Here is a 24186-nt window from a genome sequence, read left to right on the forward strand (position 1 = left end):
GATAATATTACCGTTATCATTTAATCATCATTTAAAAAATGATTAATATAATTCCAATTATAAAAAAATTAATAAAATCTTAATTTATTAAGAATGGTTGCTTGTTTATGAAAAAAACAGAATATTTTCTAAAAAAATTCCGTGCGCTAATCATGAGTGACAAAAGTTATCTCACGAATAAATTTATTAAAAAACTAGGGTATTACCCTAACTTTAATGCACCGAAAAGCTTTAATGAAAAAGTGAATTTCCGTATGATCCATGACCGAAATCCACTGCATAGTCAATTCGCCGATAAACTCGCGGTGCGCGACTATGTTACACAGACTATCGGACAGGAACATATCGTCCCTATTCTCGCGACTTATCAACATGTGGATGAAATCGATATCACAAAGTTGCCCCAACGCTTTGTATTGAAATGCACCCACGACAGCGGCAGCAGTATTATTTGTACCGATAAATCCCGCTTTGATTTGCAAAAAGCCAAAGACAAATTGTCATTCCATTTACTCAAAAATCTCTATTACATTACTCGCGAGCGCCACTATAAAAATATTCCTGCGCAGATTATTTGCGAGGAATATATCGATTTGTTTGAGCAGAAAAAAAGAAAGCTGGTACCCGAAACCTGTCGTATTCACTGCTTCTCTGGTAAGCCCGCTTACGCAGAAATCGATTATACCGACGAAGATGGCACCGAGTTTATCAACCTTTATGACACGGAATGGCAATTGCAGCCGGTGAGTTTTGGTTATCCTCAAATGCTAGAACCAGTCAGTGAGCCAACCCAATTTAGAGAAATGCTGAGACTGGCCGAAATTTTAGTGACGCCATTTGATTACTGCCGAGCTGACTTTTTAATGGCAGAAAACAAACTCTATTTTAGTGAACTCACCTTTGCACCCAATGCGGGACGTACCGTGATCAGCCCACTCTCTTGGGACTTTAAACTTGGGGAGCTGTGGGAGCAGAAAATCACAACGCCAAACATGCTTCATTCACACCAACCTGAGCTTGCTCTCGCCAATCTTAATAAGAAAAAATAGCCATAAAAAAACGCGCTACTCATTCAAGATAGCGCGTTTTTTTGTTTTCATTGCTAGTAGCGAGCGATTTACCCAACTCGGTCAATTTGCCAATCCGATCAATTTACCAACACACTGGCCTTACGACGTAAACTTGCAATCAGCATATAAATTGCCGTCACTAATAGCACAATAAAGAAGAAGTTAGTTAACCCGCTATGTTGTTCTAACAAAGTACCCGCCGCGATAGGCCCCATCGCAGAGCCCACGCTATAACTAAATAACATCACTTGGGTCGCTGCCACAATAAATGACGAATCCAAGTTATCGCACGCTAAAGTGATCGCAATCGGATACAAGGCAAATGATGACATTCCTAGTAAAGCTAGTGCCACAATCATCACCACATAGTCTGATGAGATGTAAATCATGCCCATCGCAAAAACACCTAACAATGACACCATGGCCAATAATAAGGTTTTGCTCATCATTACCGACAGTTTACTGATCACTGGCTGAATTAACATGCCACCCAAAATAATGGATGCCATCAGAACGCCAACTTGATCCGTTGTAAAATTATCTTTCTTCAAAGACAGTGGCATTAACCCATAAATGGTTCCCATCACAATACCGGATACCATACAGCCTATAATGGCGGGCTTACTTAAACGAGTGATCTGCTTAAATGATAATTTTTGATGCAAACCACTTGCCGGTTGCCCTTGGCGTACCAATAAAGGCGGTAAAACTGCCACAAGCAGTAAACCGAGTACCACAATAAAGGGAACGACTCCCTGAGTACCAATCATACCAATAGCGAGCTGCCCGAGTGTCGTTCCCCCATATAATGAGGTCATATAGAAACTCAGTCGTTTTGCGCGCTCTTTTGGGTTATCGCCAATCAATAACCAAGATTCCACCACCACGAAAATCCCTGCTACCGCAATACCCGCAATTAAACGGTTTGGTAGCCAAGCTTCAATCGTCGGTGTCCATGGCAGTAAAACAACCGTTGCTGCCAACATTAATAGGAAACTAATAAAGGAGAGACGGTGACCAATTTTTGCGATCACGGGCTCAATCATCATTGAGCCAATTAATAAACCAATATAGTAGGCACTCGCTAACCAGCCTGCATATTGCGTATCAATGCCAAAGCTACCCATTGATAGCGGGATCAAGCTCATCAGGTAACCTGAAGCAATAGCAAATAACGTTAAGCCTGCAACAGGTACAAAGGTATTGTCGCCTTTACGCATTAACATGGTGGACATTTTCACGTCCTACTCTCCAAAAAATAAGGTAAATATTGTGCGCTGCAGACGTCGATAATCACGGCAAAATTATTCATGAAAATGAATATATTTTAGCGACTAGTGCAGTGATGAAATTAAATAGATGAGGCTAATTTGAGCGCAATATAGATCTTTCAAGACGGGAATGACAATGAGAAAAACTAATGATGACTAGTAAATTTATTTATGTGAGAAAAATCACGTTTTTTTATGCAGTAAAAACCCCTAAAAAATCGCCATAAAAACAATCAAATCATTTATTATCAATGAGATAAACCAATAAAACCAAAACTCCTATCGTTACTTTTTGAAACACAATTCCTTACTCCTATTCCCTCTTTCAAAATATATTTATCACTTTTCTTAAAAAGAAATCTATTCAAAACTAATTTTGCTAATTAATTAGCCTCAAGCTTATCAATATACTTAATTAGTGGTATTCATTATCTAAACACCCATTTTTATACATTATTATCTTACTTTAATAGTTACCTTCTAATTGCCTTTCTATTGTTTTTGGCAGTCTTTTGATCGCTTTCTAATAGTCTTCTAACTAGTTTTTGCTGTGGCAAGGCGGCAAATGAGCTAATCCCTAGGAGCATACACTAGTATGTGACTAGGGTTAGCGAGTGAAGCCAACACAGCCACAGTGAAAACTAGGACGAAGACAACCGGCGCCATAAAGTTGTACGACTGATACCAAAATACTCCGCCACCGCCTTACGATCCCCATTAAACCTTGCCATCACTTCCTCTAACGTCTCGGTTACTTCCCGAGACTTTGCCGGATTTACCTCTGTTCGCCTTTCTGGTGATAGCATCTTGAGCATGTCTGGGTTGATGCTTTTATCTGCATAGGCACTACAATAGAGCGCAACACGTTCCATCAAGTTACGCAATTCTCTTACATTTCCAGGCCATGAATAGGAGAGAAAAAAGTCTCGACAACTGAGAAGTTGCTGAACTCTAAAGGCTGGAAGCGGAAGCTGTAATCCAGCAAAAGCGAGTTTCAATAATCGCTCTGCCAGCGTGAAAATATCCTCGTTACGCTCTGATAATGCGGGAACTTTCATGCGAAGGACACCTAGGCGATAGAAAAGATCGCCACGGAATCTGCCTTGTGCTACCCATTCATCCAAATCACAATGGGTTGCACAAATCACACGAACGTTAACCTGTAGAGGTCGATACCCCCCAACTCGTACCACGGAACGCTCTTCCAACACACGCAATAACCGAGTTTGTAACGCTATCGGCATCTCACCGATTTCATCGAGAAAAAGGGTTCCGCCATTCGCTAATTCAAACAGCCCTGCACGACCGCCGCGACGCGAACCAGTAAATGCACCTTCTTCATAACCAAACAGTTCAGCTTCCAGTAATGTTTCAGGAATGGCACCACAGTTAACCGCCACAAACGGCATTTGCTGTTTACTGCGTTTTTGCTGATTAAACAAACTGTATTCGTGATGAATAGCTTGTGCCACCATCTCTTTCCCCGTGCCACTTTCACCTTGTATCAACACCGTAGCATCTGAACGGGCATACAACATAATGGTTTGCCTAATTCGCTCCATTGCAGGCGATAAGCCAATCAGGTCATTAATCGTGTGTCTAACTTTTGCTGTATTCTGCTGAGGGTAACGTGATTGTTCAGTTACATGGCGATGGGACATTCTGCTGAGTTCGATAGCATCAGAAAAGGCTTGTCGAATGGTCTGTGTAGAGTAGATAAAAATCCCTGTCATACCCATTTCTTCAGCGAGATCCGTAATTAATCCCGCCCCCACAACAACGTTTACCCCCATGGCTTTTAGTGCTTTTAGTTGTGCTCGAGCATCTTCGGCAGTGACATAACTGCGCTGTTCAATCTGTAATCCAAAACTATGTTGAAACTGCTCTAACGCAGGGATAATTTTTTGATAACTAATAATGCCAACTTTATGGCTAATTTCCCGAGCCTTCGCCAAGGCCTGCATCACATCAAAGCCGTTAATATTCACAATAATAACGGGAACTGAAACATGACTTTTTAAATAAGCCCCATTAGAGCCTGCGCTAATAATCGCGTCACAGTGTCCTTTTTTTAAACGGCGACGAACTTCTTCTGCGGCTTGCTCAAAACCGATATTCAGTGGAGTGATGTCTGCTTGTGCACTAAATTCAGGGCTAATATCACGAAATAACGTGTAAAGACGAGACACTGACACCGTCCAAATAATGGGCTTTTCCATTGTTCTTCTCCACTGAGTTTGCTCTGCTTGGGTTTGCTTAGCACTTTGATGTTTCACCTTTGTTTCATGAAACAATACATCGACCCAATGAAACACACCAATCCATTGATTAAAAAATGGCTTTCTTGTCACATAAAAATAAAAATTTTTATCCTATTGATATTTAAGGATTAATAATAATTTCTGTTTTTCCTTCCGTACTGGCACGTCAATTGCTATCTAACTATAGTTAATAAAGTCACATAGTTAGTGAAAGTCATTTACAACTGATTAACCAACTCTGAGGTGTTTATGTCTAGCCGTTCCGCAGGTCAAAAGTTTCGAGATGCCGTTAACAGTGAATCCCCTCTTCAATTGGTCGGCACTATCAATGCAAACCATGCACTTCTAGCTCAACAAGCTGGCTATAAAGCCATTTACTTGTCTGGTGGCGGCGTTGCTGCTGGCTCATTAGGGATCCCCGATTTAGGCATTTCTACGCTGGATGATGTGTTGATTGATATTCGTCGAATTACTGATGTCTGTGATTTGCCGTTAATGGTGGATGCGGATATTGGCTTTGGCCCCTCCGCATTTAACGTAGCCCGTACCGTCAAATCGATGGCGAAAGCAGGTGCTGCTGGGCTGCACTTGGAAGATCAAGTTGGCGCAAAACGTTGTGGTCATCGTCCTAATAAAGAAATTGTGTCGACTCAAGAGATGGTTGACCGAATCAAAGCCGCTGTCGATGCCAGAACAGATGAAAATTTTGTCATTATGGCACGCACTGATGCGCTAGCCGTTGAAGGGCTTGAGGCCGCTTTAGAGCGAGCAAGTGCTTACATCGAGGCGGGTGCCGATATGCTGTTTCCCGAAGCGATTACTGAGTTAGGCATGTATCAGCAATTTACTCAACATACGCAAGTGCCTGTATTAGCTAACTTAACTGAATTTGGTCAAACGCCGCTATTTACTTTGGATGAGCTACGAAGTGTTGGCATCGCCATCGCCCTGTACCCACTTTCTGCTTTTCGCGCTATGAACAAAGCCGCTGAACAGGTGTACACCACCTTACGCCAGCAAGGCACTCAGAAAAATGTCGTGCCACTTATGCAGACTCGTGAAGAGCTCTATAAATCCATTAATTACTATCAATATGAAGAAAAACTGGATGCGTTATTTTCACAAAATAAAAAACGCTAATTTCTTTCCAATCACTCCATAAACCGTGAATAGAGCAAGTTGTAATCTCCTCTGTCCCCTACAAGGAATCAATGATGAATGAGCAACTTAAGAGTACAGGATTCAAACCTAAAAAATCAGTCGCCTTATCAGGTGTTACCGCAGGCAATACGGCACTTTGTACCGTAGGTCGAAACGGTAATGACCTCCACTATCGGGGCTATGATATCCACGATTTAGCCACTCAATGTGAGTATGAAGAAGTGGCCTATTTACTGATCCACGATAAGCTTCCTAACCGCACAGAGCTGGCGGCGTACAAAGAAAAACTTAAGCCTTTAAGAGGCTTGCCGACGAATGTGAAACAAACCTTAGAATCCATCCCTGCGAATACTCACCCGATGGATGTCATTCGTACTGGAGTTTCAATGATGGGTTGCGTGTTGCCAGAAAAAGATCTGCATACCGTCGCTGGCGCTAAAGATATTGCCGACCGATTACTCGCCTCTCTGGGTTCCATTTTGCTGTATTGGTACCACTTTAGTCACCATGGTCGCCGCATTGAAACCATGACTGACGATAACTCCATTGGCGCCCATTTTTTGCATCTGTTACACGGTAAAAAACCGCCAGCTCAGTGGGAAAAATTCATGCATATCGCCTCTATTTTATATGCAGAACATGAGTTTAACGCCTCAACATTTGCCGCTCGCGTGATTGCCGGAACAGGCACTGACTTCTACTCCGCAATTACCGGTGCCATTGCGGCATTAAGGGGACCAAAACATGGCGGTGCCAATGAAGTTTCATTAGAAATTCAGCAGCGTTATGCCTCTATCGAGGAAGCTGAACAAGATATCGTGGCTCGAGTTAAAAACTCAGAAGTCATTATCGGCTTTGGCCACCCTGTTTACACCTTGGCGGATCCTCGCCATCCCATCATTAAATCCGTTGCTCTACAGCTTTCAGAGCAAAGTATGAATCGGCATTTGTACACCATTGCCGATCATATTGAATCGGTCATGAAGCGTGAGAAAGGCATGTTTCCTAACCTCGATTGGTTCTCTGCTGTGGTTTATCACTTAATGGGCATTCCGACTGCAATGTACACCCCATTATTTGCTATCGCGCGGATTGCCGGCTGGTCAGCTCATGTGATTGAACAACGCCAAGATAATAAAATTATTCGCCCTTCAGCAAACTACACGGGCCCAGAAAATAAGCTTTTTGTTCCCATAGAACAGCGCTAATTAAGGTAAAAATAATGACCACGCAAACTCAAACGGCTCCACATGTTCAATTTGATAAAGTGATGACGGATATTGTCGATTATGTTATTGATTTTCCCATCACTTCAACGTTGACATACGATACTGCCTATTATTGTTTACTGGATACCCTAGGCTGTGGCATGGAATCCCTTGAATATCCAGCTTGCAAAAAGCTATTAGGCCCTATAGTCCCAGGTACACACGTCCCAAATGGTACCAAAGTTCCCGGAACACAGTTTCAATTAGACCCAGTCCAAGCGGCATTTAATATTGGAACCTTATGCCGCTGGTTAGATTTCAACGACACTTGGCTAGCCGCGGAATGGGGACATCCCTCTGATAACCTCGGTGGTATTTTAGCCACTGCCGATTGGCTTTCCCGTGAAAATCTCGCTAAGGGCAAAAAACCATTAGTGATCCGTGATGTCCTCACCGCCATGATCAAAGCTCATGAAATTCAAGGTTGTATCGCCCTCGAAAACGCATTTAATAAAGTTGGTCTTGACCATGTCATTCTGGTCAAAGTGGCCTCAACCGCCGTCGTTGCTCAAATGCTAGGACTCTCCCGTGAGCAAATTCTCAATGCGGTTTCTCTTGCATGGGTTGATGGTCATAGCTTGCGTACCTATCGACACACGCCAAACACTGGCTCCCGTAAATCATGGGCAGCAGGTGATGCCACCTCTCGTGCAGTTCGCTTGGCGCTTATGGCACAAAAAGGTGAAATGGGCTATCCAACCGCATTAACCGCAAAAACATGGGGTTTTTACGACTCCCTGTTCCGTGGTCAGCCATTTAAATTCCAGCGACCTTACGGCTCTTATGTGATGGAAAATGTGTTGTTCAAAATTTCTTTCCCAGCAGAGTTTCACGCTCAAACCGCGGTTGAAGCTGCTTTACAATTGCATGAACAACTTAGTTCAATGGGAAAAACCTCTGACGATATCGAGTCTATTTCAATTCGTACCCACGAAGCTTGCGTGCGCATTATTGATAAACAAGGCCCATTACAGAACCCGGCAGACCGCGATCATTGCATTCAATATATGGTAGCAATCCCGCTTATTTTTGGTCGCCTCACCGCCTCTGACTATGAGGACAGTGTCGCTCAAGATAGCCGAATTGATGCGCTGCGAGCCAAGATGCAGTGTCACGAAGACTCTACATTTACACAGGACTACCATGACCCTGAAAAACGCTCTATCACCAATGGGCTCACTATCACATTAAAAGATGGGCAAATTTTGGACGAAGTGGTTATTGAATATCCCGTTGGTCATAAACGTCGTCGCCAAGAAGGTATGCCGCTGTTGCTTAAGAAATTCAGAACCAACTTAGCGCGTCAGTTCCCTGAAACTCAGCAGTTGCGAATTTTAGCCGCTGCACTGGATAAACCATTATTTGAAAATATGCCTGTTAATGAGTTTCTCGATTTATGGGTGATTTAGTTTTGTTATTTTTTTGATTTACAGACAGTCAAAGGCTCCACGCTATCGAATACCGTTGACTGTCTGTTCATCACAAATAGCACGGTTTATGGCATTTGTGGCACAAGTGAAGAAATATCATCTTGTCCCGTGGCAATATTTTCCGCTGGTACTAATGACGCCATCACTTCTTCCCTTAACTTCGCCACCTCTTCATCAATTTCTTGACGCATTTCTGGTGAACATTTTTCTAATAACTCGCTTAACGTACCCATAATCCCTCCGGTTTCACTAAGTGGGATGCATATTCTGCATCTGCTGATTTAATCAACTTGATATAAAACTGATTTTCATCACAACCTTTTTTATTACCTGCACATAACACAATTCCACAACTTCTTGGATCAAACGCAAAACAGACTCGAATGGGTACCCCCGAAACTTGGATCCTGAGTTCTTTCATATGAATAAATTTAGAAAGTTTTAATCTATCTGCATAAGGGCGCCCTAAATGAGGCCCATATTCAGAAAGAATCAAAAGCATCGAAAGTACCTTCTTTTTTACTTGATAGTTTTGAATTTCTAACCAATCGTCAAACAAAATCCTCGTTCTTATCGTCCATGTCAACAAAACAAATCTCCTTACTTTAAGAAAAAAACTCAACCCTCTGGTTATTAAGAAAAACTCATTTTCTAAAAAAATAAAAATCAAATAACCGATTAAATGCGGTACATGGCTGTTATAACCAAAAAATTAAGTAGATTAAATAAAAAAAGAAACTCGATAAAATGAATGGAAGGCGCTTCGCAGAAATCGTAGCAAGAATAAAACAGACGAAATAATATCAAAGTAAATTATTAAGTTTTATTTTCTTATTTTGATTGTAATAGGGATAAAAAAGCCCCAGTTTGCTCAACTAGGGCTTCAAAAATGTCAGTCTAGGAATTTACTTTAGCAATCTCGCTCTCACTGATTTGCCTTTGATTTTACCTTGCTGTAATTGCTTCCACGCTTTGTTCGCCACTGATTTTTTAATAGCGACATAGGCATGCATGGGGTGAATCGCGATTTTACCAATATCATCCCCTTCTAGACCAACCTCTCCGGTTAATGCACCCAAAATATCCCCAGGACGAATTTTCGCTTTTTTACCACCATCTAGGCATAAGGTCGCCCATTGGGCTTCTAATGGTGTAATGCGCAATCCTGTTGGCTCTGGCAGCCAATTTAACTTCATGTTAAGCATCTCTTCGAGCACATTTGCGCGTTGAGCTTCTTCTGGTGAACATAGGCTTATCGCTAAACCGCTTTGTCCTGCACGAGCTGTACGACCAATTCGGTGCACATGCACTTCAGGATCCCAAGACAACTCAAAGTTAATCACCATTTCCAGTGCTTTAATATCTAAACCTCGAGACGCCACATCCGTCGCTACTAAGACTCGGCTACTACCATTCGCAAATTGAACTAAGGTTTGATCACGATCGCGCTGTTCCATATCACCATGCAATACTAGGACACTTTGATGGCTGTCCATTAAAGCATCATAGACAGCCTGACAATCCTTTTTCGTATTACAGAACACGACACAAGAAGCCGGTTGTTCACGGCTTAGCAGCTTTTGCAGTAAGTCAATTTTGTCATGTCGAGACACTTCATAAAACTGCTGTTCCACATCAGGTAATTCATTAACAGAATTGATTTCAATGGTTTGTGGATTATTTTGGATGCGTCGGCTAATTGCTGCAATGCTATCCGGCCATGTTGCTGAGAATAAAAGTGTTTGTCTATCTTCTGGCGCGAAAGAGATTACTGAGTCAATATCATCCGCAAAACCCATATCTAACATACGGTCGGCTTCATCAAGTACCAGTGTCTGTAAATGATCTAACCGCACCGTTTCTTTATGTAAATGGTCAAGCAAACGCCCTGGTGTTGCCACCAAAATATGCGCTGCATGCACTAACGAATCGCGCTGAACACTAAAAGGTACACCGCCACATAAAGTTAAAATTTTGAGATTAGGAATATAACGCGCTAAACGGCGTAATTCATTTGCGACTTGATCCGCTAATTCTCTTGTTGGACATAAAACGAGGGATTGGGTATTAAAGTTTTTTGCATCAATACGTTGTAATAGCCCTAGGCCAAAAGCAGCCGTTTTCCCACTCCCCGTCTTAGCTTGGGCTCGCACATCTTTGCCTGCAAGGATAGCGGGTAATGCCGCTTCTTGAATTGGGGTCATGGTTAAAAAGCCCAATTCATTGAGATTGGAGAGTTGCTCCGCAGGAAGCGCATTTAGTTCAGCAAATGAAGTCACAGTTAACATTCCGAATAAAATAAAAGAGATCATTACGAGGGATCATAGCCCCTCGTACATGATACTAAAAAATAAATTGATAGCGAGTTTGGCTGGTATAAATATGATTAGCTTTGGCAATAATAGGGTTTTTACCATCTGATTCTGTATGCCCTAAACCATCAAATGGGTATTGTGGAGCCAACACTATCCCAGAAAATGGCGTATAGGTTTTGCTTTTACCTAAAACAGAGATTAAATGGTTCCCCGTATACAAGTGGATAGCAGGTGACGTACTCACCATATTCATTTGCACATCACCATTGGGAGAGCCCAGTGTCGCCACAATTTGTCGCCCATCGACCACTGACTCATCAAACACAAAAGTATGGTCGTATCCACCTACCGCTTGCTGCTCTTCATCTTGTAAAAAATCATAGCCAACACGTTTCTTTTGCCTAAAGTCGAAATAACTGTCAGTGACTTCTCGCCATTCTCCCGTTGGGAGCCCTTCACTATCCTGTGGCAAGAAATATGCTGCCTGCATTTGGAGGTCATGCTCAAATGCAGTGCGATCCGACTGTTCACCCGCAAGATTAAAATAGGTGTAATTAGTCAAGTTAACAGGGCAATCTTGGTTACATTGATATCGGTAGTTAATGACCACTTGGTTATCGTCAGTGAGCTCATAATGCACTTCAACTTTTAACTCCCCCGGAAAACCTTGGTCACCATCAGAAGAGACAAGGGTAAAAATCGCTTGCTGCTGATCAGGCTGAGCGATTGACCACACTCGATAACTGAAGTTATCACGCCCACCATGCAAGCAATGTGCGCCTTGATTATGCGCAAGTTGATATTTACGACCTTCAAGGTCAAAAGTGGAGTTTGCAATGCGATTTGCGACTCGCCCTACCGTTGCACCAAAATAAACTCGCTGTTCCATTTGAGCGGCCATATTAGGTGAACCTAAAATGATATCGCGTTTACCACTCGCCAACGGCAATATACAGCTCACCCAGCTGGCGCCTAAACTACTCAAAATAATTTTCATTCCCTGTTTATTTGTGAGTGCAACGACCTTCGGTGTGCGTAGAGTATGACGTTGTTGCTTGGTAAACTGCATTTTTCCCTAATATTCCTTATATTTCCGCTTATCGTGGAACCAACATAATTTAACAATAATAAAACGAATTCTCGATTACGTAAAAAGAAAAAAGCTGAGCGCATAATACGTCAGCTTTTTCAAAAATGCTTAATACTTAAATAGGAATCAATGCAAACAATCTTTATCGTAAGGGTCTAAGTGGGTCATAACATCCAGTATTTGTGGATTTTTCATTAACTGTTTCCGTACGTTCACTGCAATATCATGCCCTTCTAGAATTGTCATTTGGCCATCTAATTCTAAGTGGACATCTACAAGGAAAAAGTCACCAGATTTGCGTGTTTTCAAATCATGGAATCCTTTAACTCCAGAAATACCTCGAAGAACATCGCTCATTTGTTCGAGCGTTTCTTCATCTGCTCCTTTATCCATTAAATCTTGCATAGACTGATAAGTGAATTTGAATCCCATACGGAAAACGAATGTCCCCACAATTAAAGCGGCAATGGGGTCAAGAATACGGATACCACATAAACTCCCAATAATCCCGATAGCGACCACTAATGAAGAAGCAGCATCAGAACGTGCATGCCAAGCATTCGCCACTAACATACTCGAATTCACTTTATTTGCCACATGCAGCATGTAGCGGAATAAGCCTTCTTTCGCAACCAGAGCCGTTAATGCAGCAACTAATGCAATCGTATGAACTTCGGGGATTAAATCTGGGTTAATCATTTTTTCGACCGCAGACCAGCCCATACCGACACCAACGATCAACAAAATAATCCCTAAAATAAGGGAAGCCCCGTTTTCATAACGAAAATGGCCATATGGGTGGTCAGCATCAGGTTTTTTATGACTTTTTTTATTCGCAATAAGGACAACAAAGTCTGCAATTAAATCCGAAAGTGTATGAATACCATCAGCAATTAAGCCTGATGAGTGGGAAAATATACCGACAATAATTTGCCAAATAGACAACAGCGTATTCACCGCCACACTGATCAATGTACTTTTTTTTGCGGCTTTAAATTTCTCTTGTTGTAGTTCGAATTCATTTTTCCCGGAAGTTGGGATTTCATGTTTATGCATAGTTTATTTTCTTAATGAAAAGCAAAACAATTATCATTTAAATATAGTGTATTTTCAATAACTTAATTAATCATGGTGATACTCTCATATTATTTGTTAAATGTCCCATAATAAATTGTAAATAATTGATTACATTGATTGAGAATGGTTATTCTTTATTTTTCTATCTCTAATCAGATAAAAGCCACAAATAGAAGGTATTCATGACTAACCTAGTCTCTATTATAGATAGAGTGTAGATTTATCTTTATTAGATAGCCATGCTCCTATGAATCCAATATCACAAAATCATAAGTGTAATATGACTTATAAAATGATAGGTATATAATCAAATTAAAATAACAAATGAAGAGGTGGCTATGTATAAGAAAATATTGGTTCCTATTGATCTGTTAGAAGATGATTTAAATTCAAACATCATCAAACATGTGGAATATTTGGCAACATTGGGTAAGCCTGAGATTCACTTTTTCTCGGTGATCCCGAGTGTAGAACTATTTTTTGGTATTGAAGTCGCTATTTTACCTGAAAGCCATAAAAATTCGGCTGAGCGTGCAACACTCGCGATGCGGGCATTAGAAGAAGTGATCAAAGAGACTAAAATTCCAAGTTCTCAAATTACATGTCAAGTAAGCATTGGTTCAGCAAAAGACGAAATTTTAGACTATGCTAAAACCATTAATGCCGACCTGATTGTCGTCGGTTCTCATCATCCAAGCACATCCACCTATTTATTAGGTTCGACAGCATCCGCTATTGTGCGTCATGCACAAACATCCGTGTTTGTCGTTCGTTAATCTAAAGCTTACAAAATAAAAAATGCCGCATCATAGAAAACTGACGCGGCATTTTAATGCATTATTTCATAGTAGAGTTCATTAATTTATCGTCTGTCGACCAGATACGATATTTCACTTCCATATCTTTTGGTGCATAAACAACAATTGGGAGTTTGCTGTTATAACGAACAAATGCTTCATCACCTAACTGAGTGGTAATAAACCGATCTTTTGCAGGCTCGCTACAAGCCATCATTGTTGAGGCAGGTCCTTTGACTTCGTCTAATTTGTAGTAGTTATATCCCCAACCCTCTAAGGTTTTTTCTTCTAAGTCACCCATAAACCATTGGCGGTTACAATCCGCTTTGATTGTTTTACCGATAACCAGCTCAACCATGTAGTCATATTCATTTTGCTGAGTATCAAGCTGGATCACATGACGAGTCATACCTGATTCTGCTTTCGGGTATGGCGCGATCTTTCCTAAATCTTCAGTCGCCATTGCACAAGAAGACACTGCCACCGCAGCCATTACAGACAAAATCGCTTTTTTCATCATAAAATTCCTATTGGTAAAAAAATAACAACATTAAAAACTAGGGTTTAATACATAGTAGGTCAATTCAACCACTTTAATCACTATAGATGATTCTTAATTACAAAAATATAGATAACTCATTAATCCTTTAGTGATAATACTTAATATTAGTATAAGGATCATAAAATTAATAAAAATTATGTAAATCCCCCCCTTCAATATGTACATAAAACAATCAATGGTTATACTGATAGTGAGGCTTAATTCATTCTGAGGAGGTAGTATGTTATCTGCTGATCAAGATTTAGTTTCACAATTAATCTCCACACATCCCCGCTTTCAATCTCTCTATGAGAAGCATCACCAGTTAGATAAAGAAATTAGCAAGCTTGAAGGTCCTTCCGGTGCCGGCTATAACGAACAGGTTGCCAAACTTAAAAAAGAAAAACTGCATCTAAAAGATGAAATGCAGAGAATAATGCAAACCAGTCGATAAGGTGCCTTTAAACTACAGCTAATCTTACTTTATCAAGTACATTGGAGCCTTAGCTTCAGTGTATTAAGCTCCAATAAAGATAGCGGTTATACAACTGGCGATAATACAGTGTTAATGGCATAAGAAATTTATCTTATGCCATTTTTGCTATTACTGGAGGTAAAAATGCTTTTATATTGATTTAATCGCCTATGAATAGTTACCTTAAAGATATATATTAAATGTATCTTTAATTGTGAGGAAACGATGATGGTGGGTAAAAGAATATCTCGGGAAATCGTAACGATAGAGAAAATGATAAAAATCTATGAAAAGGCACACCCTGCTCCTGAAGACGCCCCTGAACATTACCAAACACTTTTTTCCTATGCGATTAAACGCCTAAAAAAATGCCGCTATGGTGAAGAAAAACCAGCTTGCAAACAGTGTCCTATACACTGCTACCAACCGAAGCAACGAGAGCAAATGAAAGTGATTATGCGTTGGGCCGGCCCCAAAATGCTCTATTGCCATCCCATCTTAGCAATTCGTCATCTCATCGATGATAAAAAGCCAGTCCCTGAATTACCACCAAGGCAACGCATAACATCTAATAGAGGTAAATAACTCTAAGTGCAAAATATTTTACCAAGCCAATAGAAGAGTGATCCTGTAGAAACTAAATCCCCCCATGTAAATGTTAAATATATTTAACCACTACTTATTCGTCTAAATCTTCGGTTTATTTTTACTATTCTATTGGTTTTTTATCACTTTTTAAAACATCACAGATCCGATATTCAGTTTCTGACAAATAAAGTCTATTTACTTAAACACATCATCAATATTCCCCTCTCTAAAAATGACGTTCTTATAAAAATTAGTAACCAATAAAAATTAATAACCAAAAACCATATTTATAAAAAAGCCAAAATCAATAACTCAAACCTATACATGTTAAAAATGAGATTTAAATCTCAATATTTGACTTAAATTGAGCTTTTAATGAAAATATTAAATCTTATTAATTTAAATTATTAATTGATAATGAGACTAACGATAAAAATCATTAGAAAAATTCATTATTGATACTTTTAACGAATGTATCCCAAATAATTTACATCGCTATTATTTATGATAAAACACAAATAATGACTACTTACCTTTAAAAGTCAAAAAAACATCAAAAAAGCGTAAAAAAACATAAAATATTTAAATCCATAGAATTGAATAAAGTTAGAATTTAAAACTATAGTTACCCGTAACCATCAGAATAAACGAATAGAACACTAAATGAGTTACTCGAAATAACCGATGAATATATGCGAATAAATCGTAAAAACCATATTTCGAAACATTTATTAATACTTTAATTTACGATATGACATATAAAAAAACAGCTCATATAATTTTAATCATCAAAGTTATAGTGATTTTTTATATCAATAGAAGTTAAAAAGTTGACATTTAATTTCGACTATTACTTAAAGAGCTAATTTTAATAAAGGTGCTACCATGAACAGCAAATTAAGTCATCAGGTGATAAAAAAAGTTCGCATAGATAAAAATAACCCACATGCGATACTCGATTTAACCTCTAAAGGTCTTATCATCATAGAAAAAGGGGCGATTTTATTAGAAACCCCTGCGGCAAATCAAAGCCTGCATGAAGGTGATATTCTCTATCACAAACAGGGATCATACTCGTTTAAAACAGAGAGTAATGCATTAGACGGCGAATTCTTATGGATCTCATTGGATGATAAGTTTTTACGCGAGTACTTATCTCACTATGGTTCTCAATTAAGTGAGATCGAGCGCACTGAAAGCGCTGCAAAAGACATCATTAAATTTACAACAAACCCATTAATTAATGAGTTAAAAAATAGTTTAGAGTCATTTATTCAAACTCAGTACCCGGAAATGATTCTTAAATTAAGGATTAATGAGCTACTCTTGTTATTATCCTACAGTGAGCAAGGTGCAACCCTATTGTCCAATTTACGACAACTCAGTAATCGCCAAGCTGAGCGTTTGCAGACCTTCATGGAAAATAATTATTTAAAAGAGTGGAAGTTAAATGAGTTTGCCAGAACGTTTGGCATGGGCTTAACAACATTCAAAGAGCTATTTCATACTGTTTATGCGACATCACCACGTTCTTGGATCAGTGAGAAGCGCATCATGTATGCACATCAATTATTGATAAATACGTCGATGAGTATCGTGGAAGTTTCTATGGAAGCAGGCTTTTCAAGTCAGTCTTACTTTACTCAAAGCTATCATAGACGCTTTGGTTATACCCCCAGTAGGTCGCGCAAAGCCGCCTAATACCTTCCTCACGTTATATGCCCTGTCAGTATAGGATTGATGTCTTAGCTACACTGACAGAAAGGCAACCCCACATACCGTTGGAAATAAAAAAAGAGCCTACTATTTAAGTAAGCCCTTCTTTCTATTTAGCATCTTTATTGATCAGTTCGCTTGAATCACTTTCAAATCAATAATTGACATCGAATTTGGCGGCACTTCACCGGGAATACCGTCTGGGCCATAACCACCTTCAGGCTCAATATAAATTTTGACCATTCCGCCTACCCCCACTTTTTCTACGAACGAGTTCATCGGTGGTGGAAGTTGATCATAAGGTAACACCATTGGATTTTTCTCTGTATGCATAACGGTCACCTTACCATCGGTGAGTTGTTCACGCATAATTAATGTGATTTTCTTATCTTTCACATTTGTAATTGGCGTACCTTTTTGTAAAACCTTATAGTAAGTATAGTTATCTAACTTACTGTATTTCTGCTGTTTTATATCCTGCAGGATCTTTTGATTCCGCTTTTCATTCTCTTTAGCAATAGTCGCATTATCCGTAGATGGGATTTGGATAATGGTCGGCGTCTTACCTGTAGATGTTTTTTTACTCGCTCTTAATGCTTCATTCTCTTCACGCAACTGAGTCACGCGCTGATTGAGATCCCTAATTTGCGTTTTCAATCCCTCATCCGTTGAAAATGCTTTCAAAGATGCCAGCTCATCTTTTGCTTTCTTCAAACTATCTTGAACACTAGCAAGCTCCAGCTTAGATTTGTTATCCGCCGCTGTTTTTTCATCGAGCTGTTTCTTAAGTTGAAGCAATTCCTGATCTTTTTTCGAGAGATTCTCTGCATTAAATTTTTCAGCATCTAACTTCAACGCATTCAGTTGGTTGTTTGCTTCTAGCAACTTTTGCTCGATTTCAGCTTGCTGTTTGTTACGATTGGCAATGTCACTTTCAAGCTTAGCAATCAATGCTTCTTTTTCTTTGGCTTGTGACAACAACTGAGAATTTTGAGACTCTAGCTGCTGTTTATCAGACAGTTGCGCTTTTAACGAATCTTGAATGCCTTTATTCTCTTGATCTAACTTGGTTAAAGCTTCTTCTCGGCCTTTGAGTAAGCTAATTTGCTTATTCAATTCCGCCGTTAATTCTTTGACTTGTAGGTCAGTATCTTTGCCTGCAAGCTCAGTCTGTTTTTCTAATTCAGCACGCAGTTTTTGCACTTCAGTATTTGCTTGCGCTAACTGTTTTTTCGCATCCGCATAACTTTGTTCATTCGATGCTAGCTGCGCTTGTAGTTGTGCGTACTGATTTTGGCTATCTGCCAGTTGCTTAGCTATTTTTTCATGAGCATTTTGCTGAGTCGCCTGTTGTTTCTTCGCTTCTGCTAACTCAACATCCAGTGCATTTTTTTGTACTAACTTGGCAGTTTGCTCAACCAATGTCGCTTGAGCTTTGTCGTTCTGCTGCGATTTTTCAGCGAGTTGAGTCAAGAGCTTCTGATTTTGCTCAGATAAAGCTTTAACTTGTTTGTCGCTAGCTTGAGCCATCAACACTGCTTTATTTTCCAGCTCTTGCTTCACGTTTTGCAAGTCTATATTAGCCTTAGCTAGCTGCTGCTTAGAGGTGGCTAATTCAGCTTCTACCGCAGATTTTTGTTTTACTTTATCTATCAGTTGCTGATTCTGTTGTTCAAGCTGCTTAACCGCATCTTGCTGTTGCTTCAGTGCTAATTGGACATCACTTTTTTGCGTTTGAGCCAGCTTAAGCTCATCCTCACGCTGCTTCAATAAGGCTTCTTGCTGTAATAAGTTGGCATTCACAGACTTCAACTGCTCATCCGTATTGCCGGATGACTGCAATTGCTGTTTCGCATCAGATTGTAGTTTGGCAATCTCAGTGGTTAATTGCTCGATACGCTGATGAGCATCCGTGACTTGCTTGTCTTTGTCGGCCAACTGCAGCTTCATTTGCTCAGCCAGTTGCTGATTCTGTTGTTCAAGCTGCTTAACCGCATCTTGCTGTTGCTTCAGTGCGGATTGGACATCACTTTTTTGCGATTGAGCCAGCTTTAACTCATCTTCACGCTGCTTCAGTAAGGCTTCTTGCTGTACTAAGTTGGCACTCACCGATTTCAACTGCTCATCCGTATTGCCGGATGACTGCAATTGCTGCTTCGCATCAGATTGTAGTTTGGCAATCTCGGAGGTTAATTGCTCAATGCGCTGATGAGCATCCGTGACTTGCTTGTCTTTGTCGGCAAGTTGTTTTTTCGCATTTGTCGCTTCAATCACGCCATCACTCAGCTGTTTTTCCAACTGTTTGATAGTGTCTAATGACTGGCTATTTTGTTTGGTAAGGTTATCCAGATTAGCTTGCTTTTCAGCAATCACTTTCTGCGATTTGGTTAATTCATTGTTCAACCCATCGATAACAGCTTTATTATCAACAGATTTTACAACATTTTGTAATTGCTCAATTTGCAACTTACTTGCTGCAATGTCATCACTGAGTTTAGCTATCGTCGTTTGCTTTTCAGTAATGATGCGATTTAATTCAGCAATGTCTTTATTGTAGTTAGTCAGCTTAGTGACTAACTGACTATCAGTTAACAGCCTATTGTACGAAATAAGCTCACCAACGCCTTGAGCAACACCAAAGCGATACAGATTTTTTAATTGCTGCTGCTCAATGAGTTTTGCCAACTGAGCCAGATTGACTGAGTTATCAGTCCCTGCTTTCTTCGTGAAACTCGAAGAATATAAGCCAAGAGGATCAATAATGACTTGGTATTTGGCAAAATCTTTCGCCAAATACTTAGGATTCCATTGACTACCTTGTAGCAAATAGGAAGATGCAGGCTGGTAAGATTGAGACTCAGAAGGCAACGAACAGACGTCGATAACAGGTTTTTCTGTGCCTGCTACTTGAGCTGGTTCTGTTACTTGAACTGGTGTTGTAGGCTCAACAGGCGTTGATACCGATGCTTTTGTACTTTGAGATTGGGATGACGTCACCGCATTCGATGATCGCTGAGCCACCTTTTTCTCTTTAGTGTTCTTTGCTTTACCCGTCGTAACTTGACGGCTTTCTTTCGGCACAGGAACTGGCGAAAGAGAGGATAAGACATCATAACCTTGGGCTTGTGATTTAACACTCAGTGGTACTTCGACAGGTCGTGGCTTTGGTTTTTGACCTTCATTTTCAGATTGAAGGTAAGTATCAAAGTCATCTATGACATTATTAAAACGCTCCGCATAGGAAGCGGTTGAAAAACATGTCGAAAAAAGTGCCAAAGAGACACAAAGCCTTAGGTTAAGTCTCATAATCCATTAATTTTCTGCAAAGTTGATTCCGTTGATAGCACTGCGTTGTAACGCACCTTAGCACAAAGAACTTTTGTTTTAGATTCTATAGCCATTTGCAATAGCTCAATGGTATCTGGGCTAGCAGTTGCTTCGATTTGTTTGTACAGCTGATTAATTTCACTCACTTCTTTAAATGATCCTACCAGGCGATTATAACTTTCTGGTGATAGCGTTTTCAGTGAACTGAGTTCTTTAATACAAGTATTTAGCGGCGCAACACCTTGCTGCTCAACAGCATTTGGTGAACGATCTAAAGCATTATTTAAAACATTCTGAGATTCAGGATAAGAATCATCAGCCTTACTATTTTGCTGTGAATTATTCGTTGCTGCTGTGGTGGCTTGAGAATCAGCTAATGCCGTCTTTTGCGCATTTGGACCAGTGACACAGCCAGAAAGTAAAACCGTGCTTACCGCAAGCAAAGACGCGACATAAAATTTATTTTTTAAAAACATATATTTACCTTACCAGTACTTTTCTTCGCTATTATTATGATGTCCTAGAAACCTAGTGTAAGCTAAAAACTCGCTATTTTCTATATAGCCGAATAGAGAAATAGAGACTTCTCATAAATCTTATGCATTTTTATTTTGTGCCAATTTAGTTTTACAACCACGGAATTGTTATTTCAGTACATTAATACTCATATGTCTTTAAATAAGATATCGCATACTTGTGTTTATTGGTGGCTCTTGCACATTAATTAACATCAAAAACACATTTTATTAGTAATAAATCAAAATAAACTCTGCTTAATCATCCTATCTTTCAGGTTTTTATAAACTTAGTCTAATTAATCAACTTAGAATCATGGTATTACAAACAGGTACATTTACTCACTCAAAAATTGAAAATACTCACATTTTGGAATATCCCAATGAAATGATAAAGGCTACTCCGATGATAAAGATAGGTATTGAGTAAAATAAAATTCTACACTTATTAAAGTAGTCAATGAATAGCAGTTATCTTAAAAAGATATTGAGCTTAAATTAACGCATAACGTGATGTAACGCAGATTTTTATTTTTATACTGGAAAGGTACAACAAATTAATTATGGGTTTGAATGAGGGAATTAAATAAAAATATCATGATTAATTGCTAATATTCATGCCCAGTTATTAACTGGGCATGAAAAGCAAAGATTAAGCTTTGCTAGGACGTAATGCAGGGAATAGAATTACATCACGAATAGTATGGCTATTGGTAAATAGCATGACCATGCGGTCAATACCAATGCCTAAACCTGCTGTTGGTGGTAAACCGTGTTCTAATGCGGTCACGTAATCTTCGTCGTAGAACATCGCTTCGTCGTCACCTTCGTCTTTCTGACGAACTTGCTCAGCAAAACGTTCTGCTTGGTCTTCTGCGTCATTTAACTCAGAGAAACCGTTACCGATTTCACGACCACCGATGAAGAATTCGAAGCGGTCTGTAATGAATGGGTTGTCATCATTACGGCGTGCTAAAGGAGAAACTTCAGCTGGATATTCAGTGATAAAGGTCGGCTGAATTAAGTGGCTTTCAGCAACTTCTTCAAAGATTTCGCACTGAACACGACCTAAGCCCCAGCTCTTCTCAATCTTGATACCGATGGACTGAGCAATCGCAACCGCTTTATCCATATCATCCAGATCAGCAACGTTAGTTTCTGGACGGTATTTGCAGATAGCTTCTTTCATGGTCATTTTGGTAAATGGCTTACCAAAATCGAACTCTTGCTCACCGTATTTAACAACGGTATTGCCTAATACTTTCTGCGTTAAGATACGGAACAAGTCTTCAGTCAGCACAATCAGGTCACGGTAATCGGCATACGCCATATACAGTTCCATCATCGTGAATTCTGGGTTATGGCGTGGAGATAAACCTTCGTTACGGAAGTTACGGTTGATTTCGAATACACGCTCAAAACCACCTACAACTAAGCGCTTCAGATACAGTTCTGGCGCAATACGCAGATACATATCGATATCTAATGCATTATGATGCGTAACAAATGGACGCGCAGAAGCACCACCAGGAATAACTTGCATCATTGGGGTTTCTACTTCCATGAATCCATGCTCAACCATGAAGTTACGAACTTCAGCTAAGATCTTAGAACGGATGATGAAAGTGTTACGAGACTCGTCGTTAGCAATCAGGTCAAGGTAACGTTGACGATAACGTGTCTCTTGGTCTGATAAACCGTGGAATTTGTCTGGTAATGGACGCAGAGCTTTAGTCAACAAACGAACTTCATGACAGTGAACGGTCAATTCGCCTGTTTTAGTTTTAAATAAACGACCTTTAGCGCCTAAAATGTCACCTAAGTCCCATTTTTTAAACTGCTCGTTGTAGATGCCTTCTGGCAGATCATCACGTGAAACGTAAATCTGAATACGGCCACCAACATCTTGCAATGTTGCAAATGACGCTTTACCCATGATACGACGAGTCATCATACGACCCGCGATAGTCACTTCAATGTTCAGGTCTTCCAGCTCTTCAGCTGATTTTTCACCAAATTCAGCGTGAAGCTTATCGGAGACATTTTCACGACGAAAATCATTTGGGAATGGAATACCCTGTTCGCGCAACGCAACCAGTTTTTCTTTACGGGCTTTGAGTTCGTTATTTAAATCGGGAGCTTGTTCTGCACCCTGTTGCTCTTGAGACATTTTTTCCTCACAGGCCAGCTTTTAAACTAGCTTCAATGAATTTATCCAAATCACCATCCAGCACGGCTTGCGTGTTACGCGTTTCCACACCAGTACGTAAGTCTTTAATACGTGCATCATCAAGGACGTAAGAACGAATTTGGCTTCCCCAGCCAATGTCCGATTTATTCTCTTCCATCGCTTGCTTATCTGCGTTCTTCTTCTGCATTTCCAGTTCGTATAATTTCGCTTTTAACTGGCGCATGGCTTGATCTTTGTTTTTATGCTGTGAACGGTCGTTCTGGCACTGAGTCACAATGTTGGTCGGTATATGGGTGATACGTACCGCAGACTCAGTTTTGTTAACGTGCTGACCACCGGCACCCGAGGCACGGTATACGTCGATACGTAAATCAGCAGGGTTAATTTCGATATCAATATCATCATCAACTTCAGGATAGATAAACGCTGAACTAAATGAGGTATGACGACGACCGCCGGAGTCAAATGGGCTTTTACGCACTAAACGGTGAACACCCGTTTCAGTTCTTAACCAGCCATAGGCATAATCACCGATGATTTTAATTGTTGCAGATTTTAACCCCGCCACATCACCATCTGACTCTTCGATAATTTCTGTTTTGAAGCCTTTTGACTCAGCCCAACGCAGATACATACGCATGAGCATACTCGCCCAATCTTGCGCTTCTGTACCGCCAGAACCTGCTTGTAAGTCGATGTAGCAATCAGCACTGTCATATTCACCGGAGAACATACGGCGGAATTCAAGTTGTTCTAACTTGCCTTGCAGTACTTCTAACTCAGCGCCCGCTTCGTTGAACGTTTCTTCGTCATCAGCTTCTACCGCTAATTCCAATAAACCTTCTACATCTTCAATACCTTGGGTCAGTTGGTCAATTGTCTCAACAATCGCCTCAAGGGAAGAGCGTTCTTTGCCAAGTGCTTGAGCGCGTTCTGGTTCATTCCAGACATCCGGCTGCTCAAGTTCTGCATTCACTTCTTCTAAGCGTTCTTTCTTGGCATCATAGTCAAAGATACCCCCTCAGAACCGTTGTCCGTTCAGACAGGTCCTGAATTTTGCTTTTTACTGGGTTTATTTCAAACGTCATTTTCA

20 protein-coding genes are annotated in these 24186 nt (G+C 40.1%); 8 read left to right on the forward strand and 12 right to left on the reverse strand.

Annotation, left to right across the window (positions count from 1 at the left end):
• Positions 1 to 107 precede the first annotated feature (107 nt).
• Positions 108 to 1049 carry an ATP-grasp fold amidoligase family protein gene (locus tag H0913_RS13010; protein ID WP_154602577.1) on the forward strand — a complete coding sequence of 314 codons (942 nt, stop codon included), beginning with the start codon at positions 108 to 110 and terminating at the stop codon, positions 1047 to 1049.
• A gap of 98 nt (positions 1050 to 1147) precedes the next feature.
• On the opposite strand, the gene H0913_RS13015 is transcribed toward H0913_RS13010, so the two are convergent.
• Positions 1148 to 2290: an MFS transporter gene (locus H0913_RS13015; protein ID WP_181478785.1), complete on the reverse strand. Its 1143-nt coding sequence runs from the start codon at positions 2288 to 2290 to the stop codon at positions 1148 to 1150.
• 692 nt (positions 2291 to 2982) lie between these two features.
• Positions 2983 to 4560 carry a propionate catabolism operon regulatory protein PrpR gene (gene prpR, locus H0913_RS13020; protein ID WP_181478787.1) on the reverse strand — a complete coding sequence of 526 codons (1578 nt, stop codon included), beginning with the start codon at positions 4558 to 4560 and terminating at the stop codon, positions 2983 to 2985.
• A 291-nt stretch (positions 4561 to 4851) separates the two neighbouring features.
• On the opposite strand from prpR, the gene prpB reads away from it, so the two are divergent.
• From prpB to H0913_RS13035, 3 genes are all read left to right on the forward strand, one after another.
• Positions 4852 to 5742 carry a methylisocitrate lyase gene (gene prpB / locus H0913_RS13025; protein ID WP_154602576.1) on the forward strand — a complete coding sequence of 297 codons (891 nt, stop codon included), beginning with the start codon at positions 4852 to 4854 and terminating at the stop codon, positions 5740 to 5742.
• Between the two features lie 74 nt (positions 5743 to 5816).
• Entirely contained in the window at positions 5817 to 6971 is a 1155-nt protein-coding gene (prpC, locus tag H0913_RS13030) for a bifunctional 2-methylcitrate synthase/citrate synthase (RefSeq protein WP_181478789.1), read from the forward strand.
• 14 nt (positions 6972 to 6985) lie between these two features.
• Entirely contained in the window at positions 6986 to 8440 is a 1455-nt protein-coding gene (locus tag H0913_RS13035; RefSeq protein WP_181477396.1) for a bifunctional 2-methylcitrate dehydratase/aconitate hydratase, read from the forward strand.
• A gap of 86 nt (positions 8441 to 8526) precedes the next feature.
• Here the strand turns inward: H0913_RS13035 and H0913_RS13040 are convergent, their stop codons facing one another.
• The 5 genes from H0913_RS13040 to H0913_RS13060 all read right to left on the reverse strand — a co-directional run bounded on the left by H0913_RS13040 (position 8527) and on the right by H0913_RS13060 (position 12922).
• Positions 8527 to 8694, reverse strand: a complete 168-nt coding sequence (locus H0913_RS13040) for a hypothetical protein (RefSeq protein WP_154602573.1) — start codon at positions 8692 to 8694, stop codon at positions 8527 to 8529.
• Complete coding sequence (locus H0913_RS13045) at positions 8682 to 8963, reverse strand: type II toxin-antitoxin system RelE/ParE family toxin (RefSeq protein ID WP_318626511.1); 282 nt, start codon at positions 8961 to 8963, stop codon at positions 8682 to 8684. Before H0913_RS13045 ends, H0913_RS13040 begins: the two co-directional genes overlap by 13 nt.
• Before the next feature lie 403 nt (positions 8964 to 9366).
• Positions 9367 to 10740, reverse strand: coding sequence for an ATP-dependent RNA helicase DbpA (dbpA, locus tag H0913_RS13050; protein ID WP_181478791.1), 1374 nt, complete (start codon positions 10738 to 10740; stop codon positions 9367 to 9369).
• A 64-nt stretch (positions 10741 to 10804) separates the two neighbouring features.
• Positions 10805 to 11845: a galactose-1-epimerase gene (locus H0913_RS13055; protein ID WP_181477397.1), complete on the reverse strand. Its 1041-nt coding sequence runs from the start codon at positions 11843 to 11845 to the stop codon at positions 10805 to 10807.
• Between the two features lie 147 nt (positions 11846 to 11992).
• Positions 11993 to 12922: a cation diffusion facilitator family transporter gene (locus H0913_RS13060; RefSeq protein WP_154602571.1), complete on the reverse strand. Its 930-nt coding sequence runs from the start codon at positions 12920 to 12922 to the stop codon at positions 11993 to 11995.
• A gap of 359 nt (positions 12923 to 13281) precedes the next feature.
• Between H0913_RS13060 and H0913_RS13065 the strand changes: the two genes are divergently transcribed.
• Positions 13282 to 13719 (forward strand): universal stress protein, encoded by a 438-nt coding sequence (locus H0913_RS13065; RefSeq protein ID WP_154602570.1) that lies wholly within the window; start codon positions 13282 to 13284, stop codon positions 13717 to 13719.
• 61 nt (positions 13720 to 13780) lie between these two features.
• Here H0913_RS13065 and eco read toward each other — a convergent pair whose 3' ends face one another.
• Positions 13781 to 14257 carry a serine protease inhibitor ecotin gene (gene eco, locus H0913_RS13070; RefSeq protein WP_154602704.1) on the reverse strand — a complete coding sequence of 159 codons (477 nt, stop codon included), beginning with the start codon at positions 14255 to 14257 and terminating at the stop codon, positions 13781 to 13783.
• Positions 14258 to 14522: 265 nt separating this feature from the next.
• Between eco and H0913_RS13075 the strand changes: the two genes are divergently transcribed.
• From H0913_RS13075 to H0913_RS13085, 3 genes are all read left to right on the forward strand, one after another.
• Positions 14523 to 14735: a DUF465 domain-containing protein gene (locus H0913_RS13075; protein WP_036951125.1), complete on the forward strand. Its 213-nt coding sequence runs from the start codon at positions 14523 to 14525 to the stop codon at positions 14733 to 14735.
• A gap of 249 nt (positions 14736 to 14984) precedes the next feature.
• Positions 14985 to 15341 (forward strand): nitrous oxide-stimulated promoter family protein, encoded by a 357-nt coding sequence (locus tag H0913_RS13080; protein WP_154602703.1) that lies wholly within the window; start codon positions 14985 to 14987, stop codon positions 15339 to 15341.
• Between the two features lie 888 nt (positions 15342 to 16229).
• Positions 16230 to 17045: a helix-turn-helix transcriptional regulator gene (locus tag H0913_RS13085; protein ID WP_154602569.1), complete on the forward strand. Its 816-nt coding sequence runs from the start codon at positions 16230 to 16232 to the stop codon at positions 17043 to 17045.
• A gap of 144 nt (positions 17046 to 17189) precedes the next feature.
• On the opposite strand, the gene H0913_RS18680 is transcribed toward H0913_RS13085, so the two are convergent.
• The 4 genes from H0913_RS18680 to prfB form a co-directional block, all read right to left on the reverse strand.
• Positions 17190 to 20336 (reverse strand): hypothetical protein, encoded by a 3147-nt coding sequence (locus H0913_RS18680; RefSeq protein ID WP_232368790.1) that lies wholly within the window; start codon positions 20334 to 20336, stop codon positions 17190 to 17192.
• A 26-nt stretch (positions 20337 to 20362) separates the two neighbouring features.
• Entirely contained in the window at positions 20363 to 20863 is a 501-nt protein-coding gene (locus H0913_RS13095) for a hypothetical protein (protein WP_154638136.1), read from the reverse strand.
• A 691-nt stretch (positions 20864 to 21554) separates the two neighbouring features.
• Positions 21555 to 23072 carry a lysine--tRNA ligase gene (gene lysS, locus H0913_RS13100; protein ID WP_036951129.1) on the reverse strand — a complete coding sequence of 506 codons (1518 nt, stop codon included), beginning with the start codon at positions 23070 to 23072 and terminating at the stop codon, positions 21555 to 21557.
• 7 nt (positions 23073 to 23079) lie between these two features.
• Positions 23080 to 24181, reverse strand: a protein-coding gene (prfB, locus tag H0913_RS13105) for a peptide chain release factor 2 (RefSeq protein WP_132495760.1) whose coding sequence is annotated in 2 segments (ribosomal slippage) — positions 23080 to 24102 and positions 24104 to 24181 — 1101 coding nt in all. Because the reading frame shifts where the segments join, the coding sequence is not laid out codon by codon here.
• Positions 24182 to 24186: the final 5 nt, after the last annotated feature.

It is taken from the genome of Providencia rettgeri, assembly GCF_013702265.1.
Taxonomy (GTDB): Bacteria; Pseudomonadota; Gammaproteobacteria; order Enterobacterales; family Enterobacteriaceae; genus Providencia; species Providencia zhijiangensis.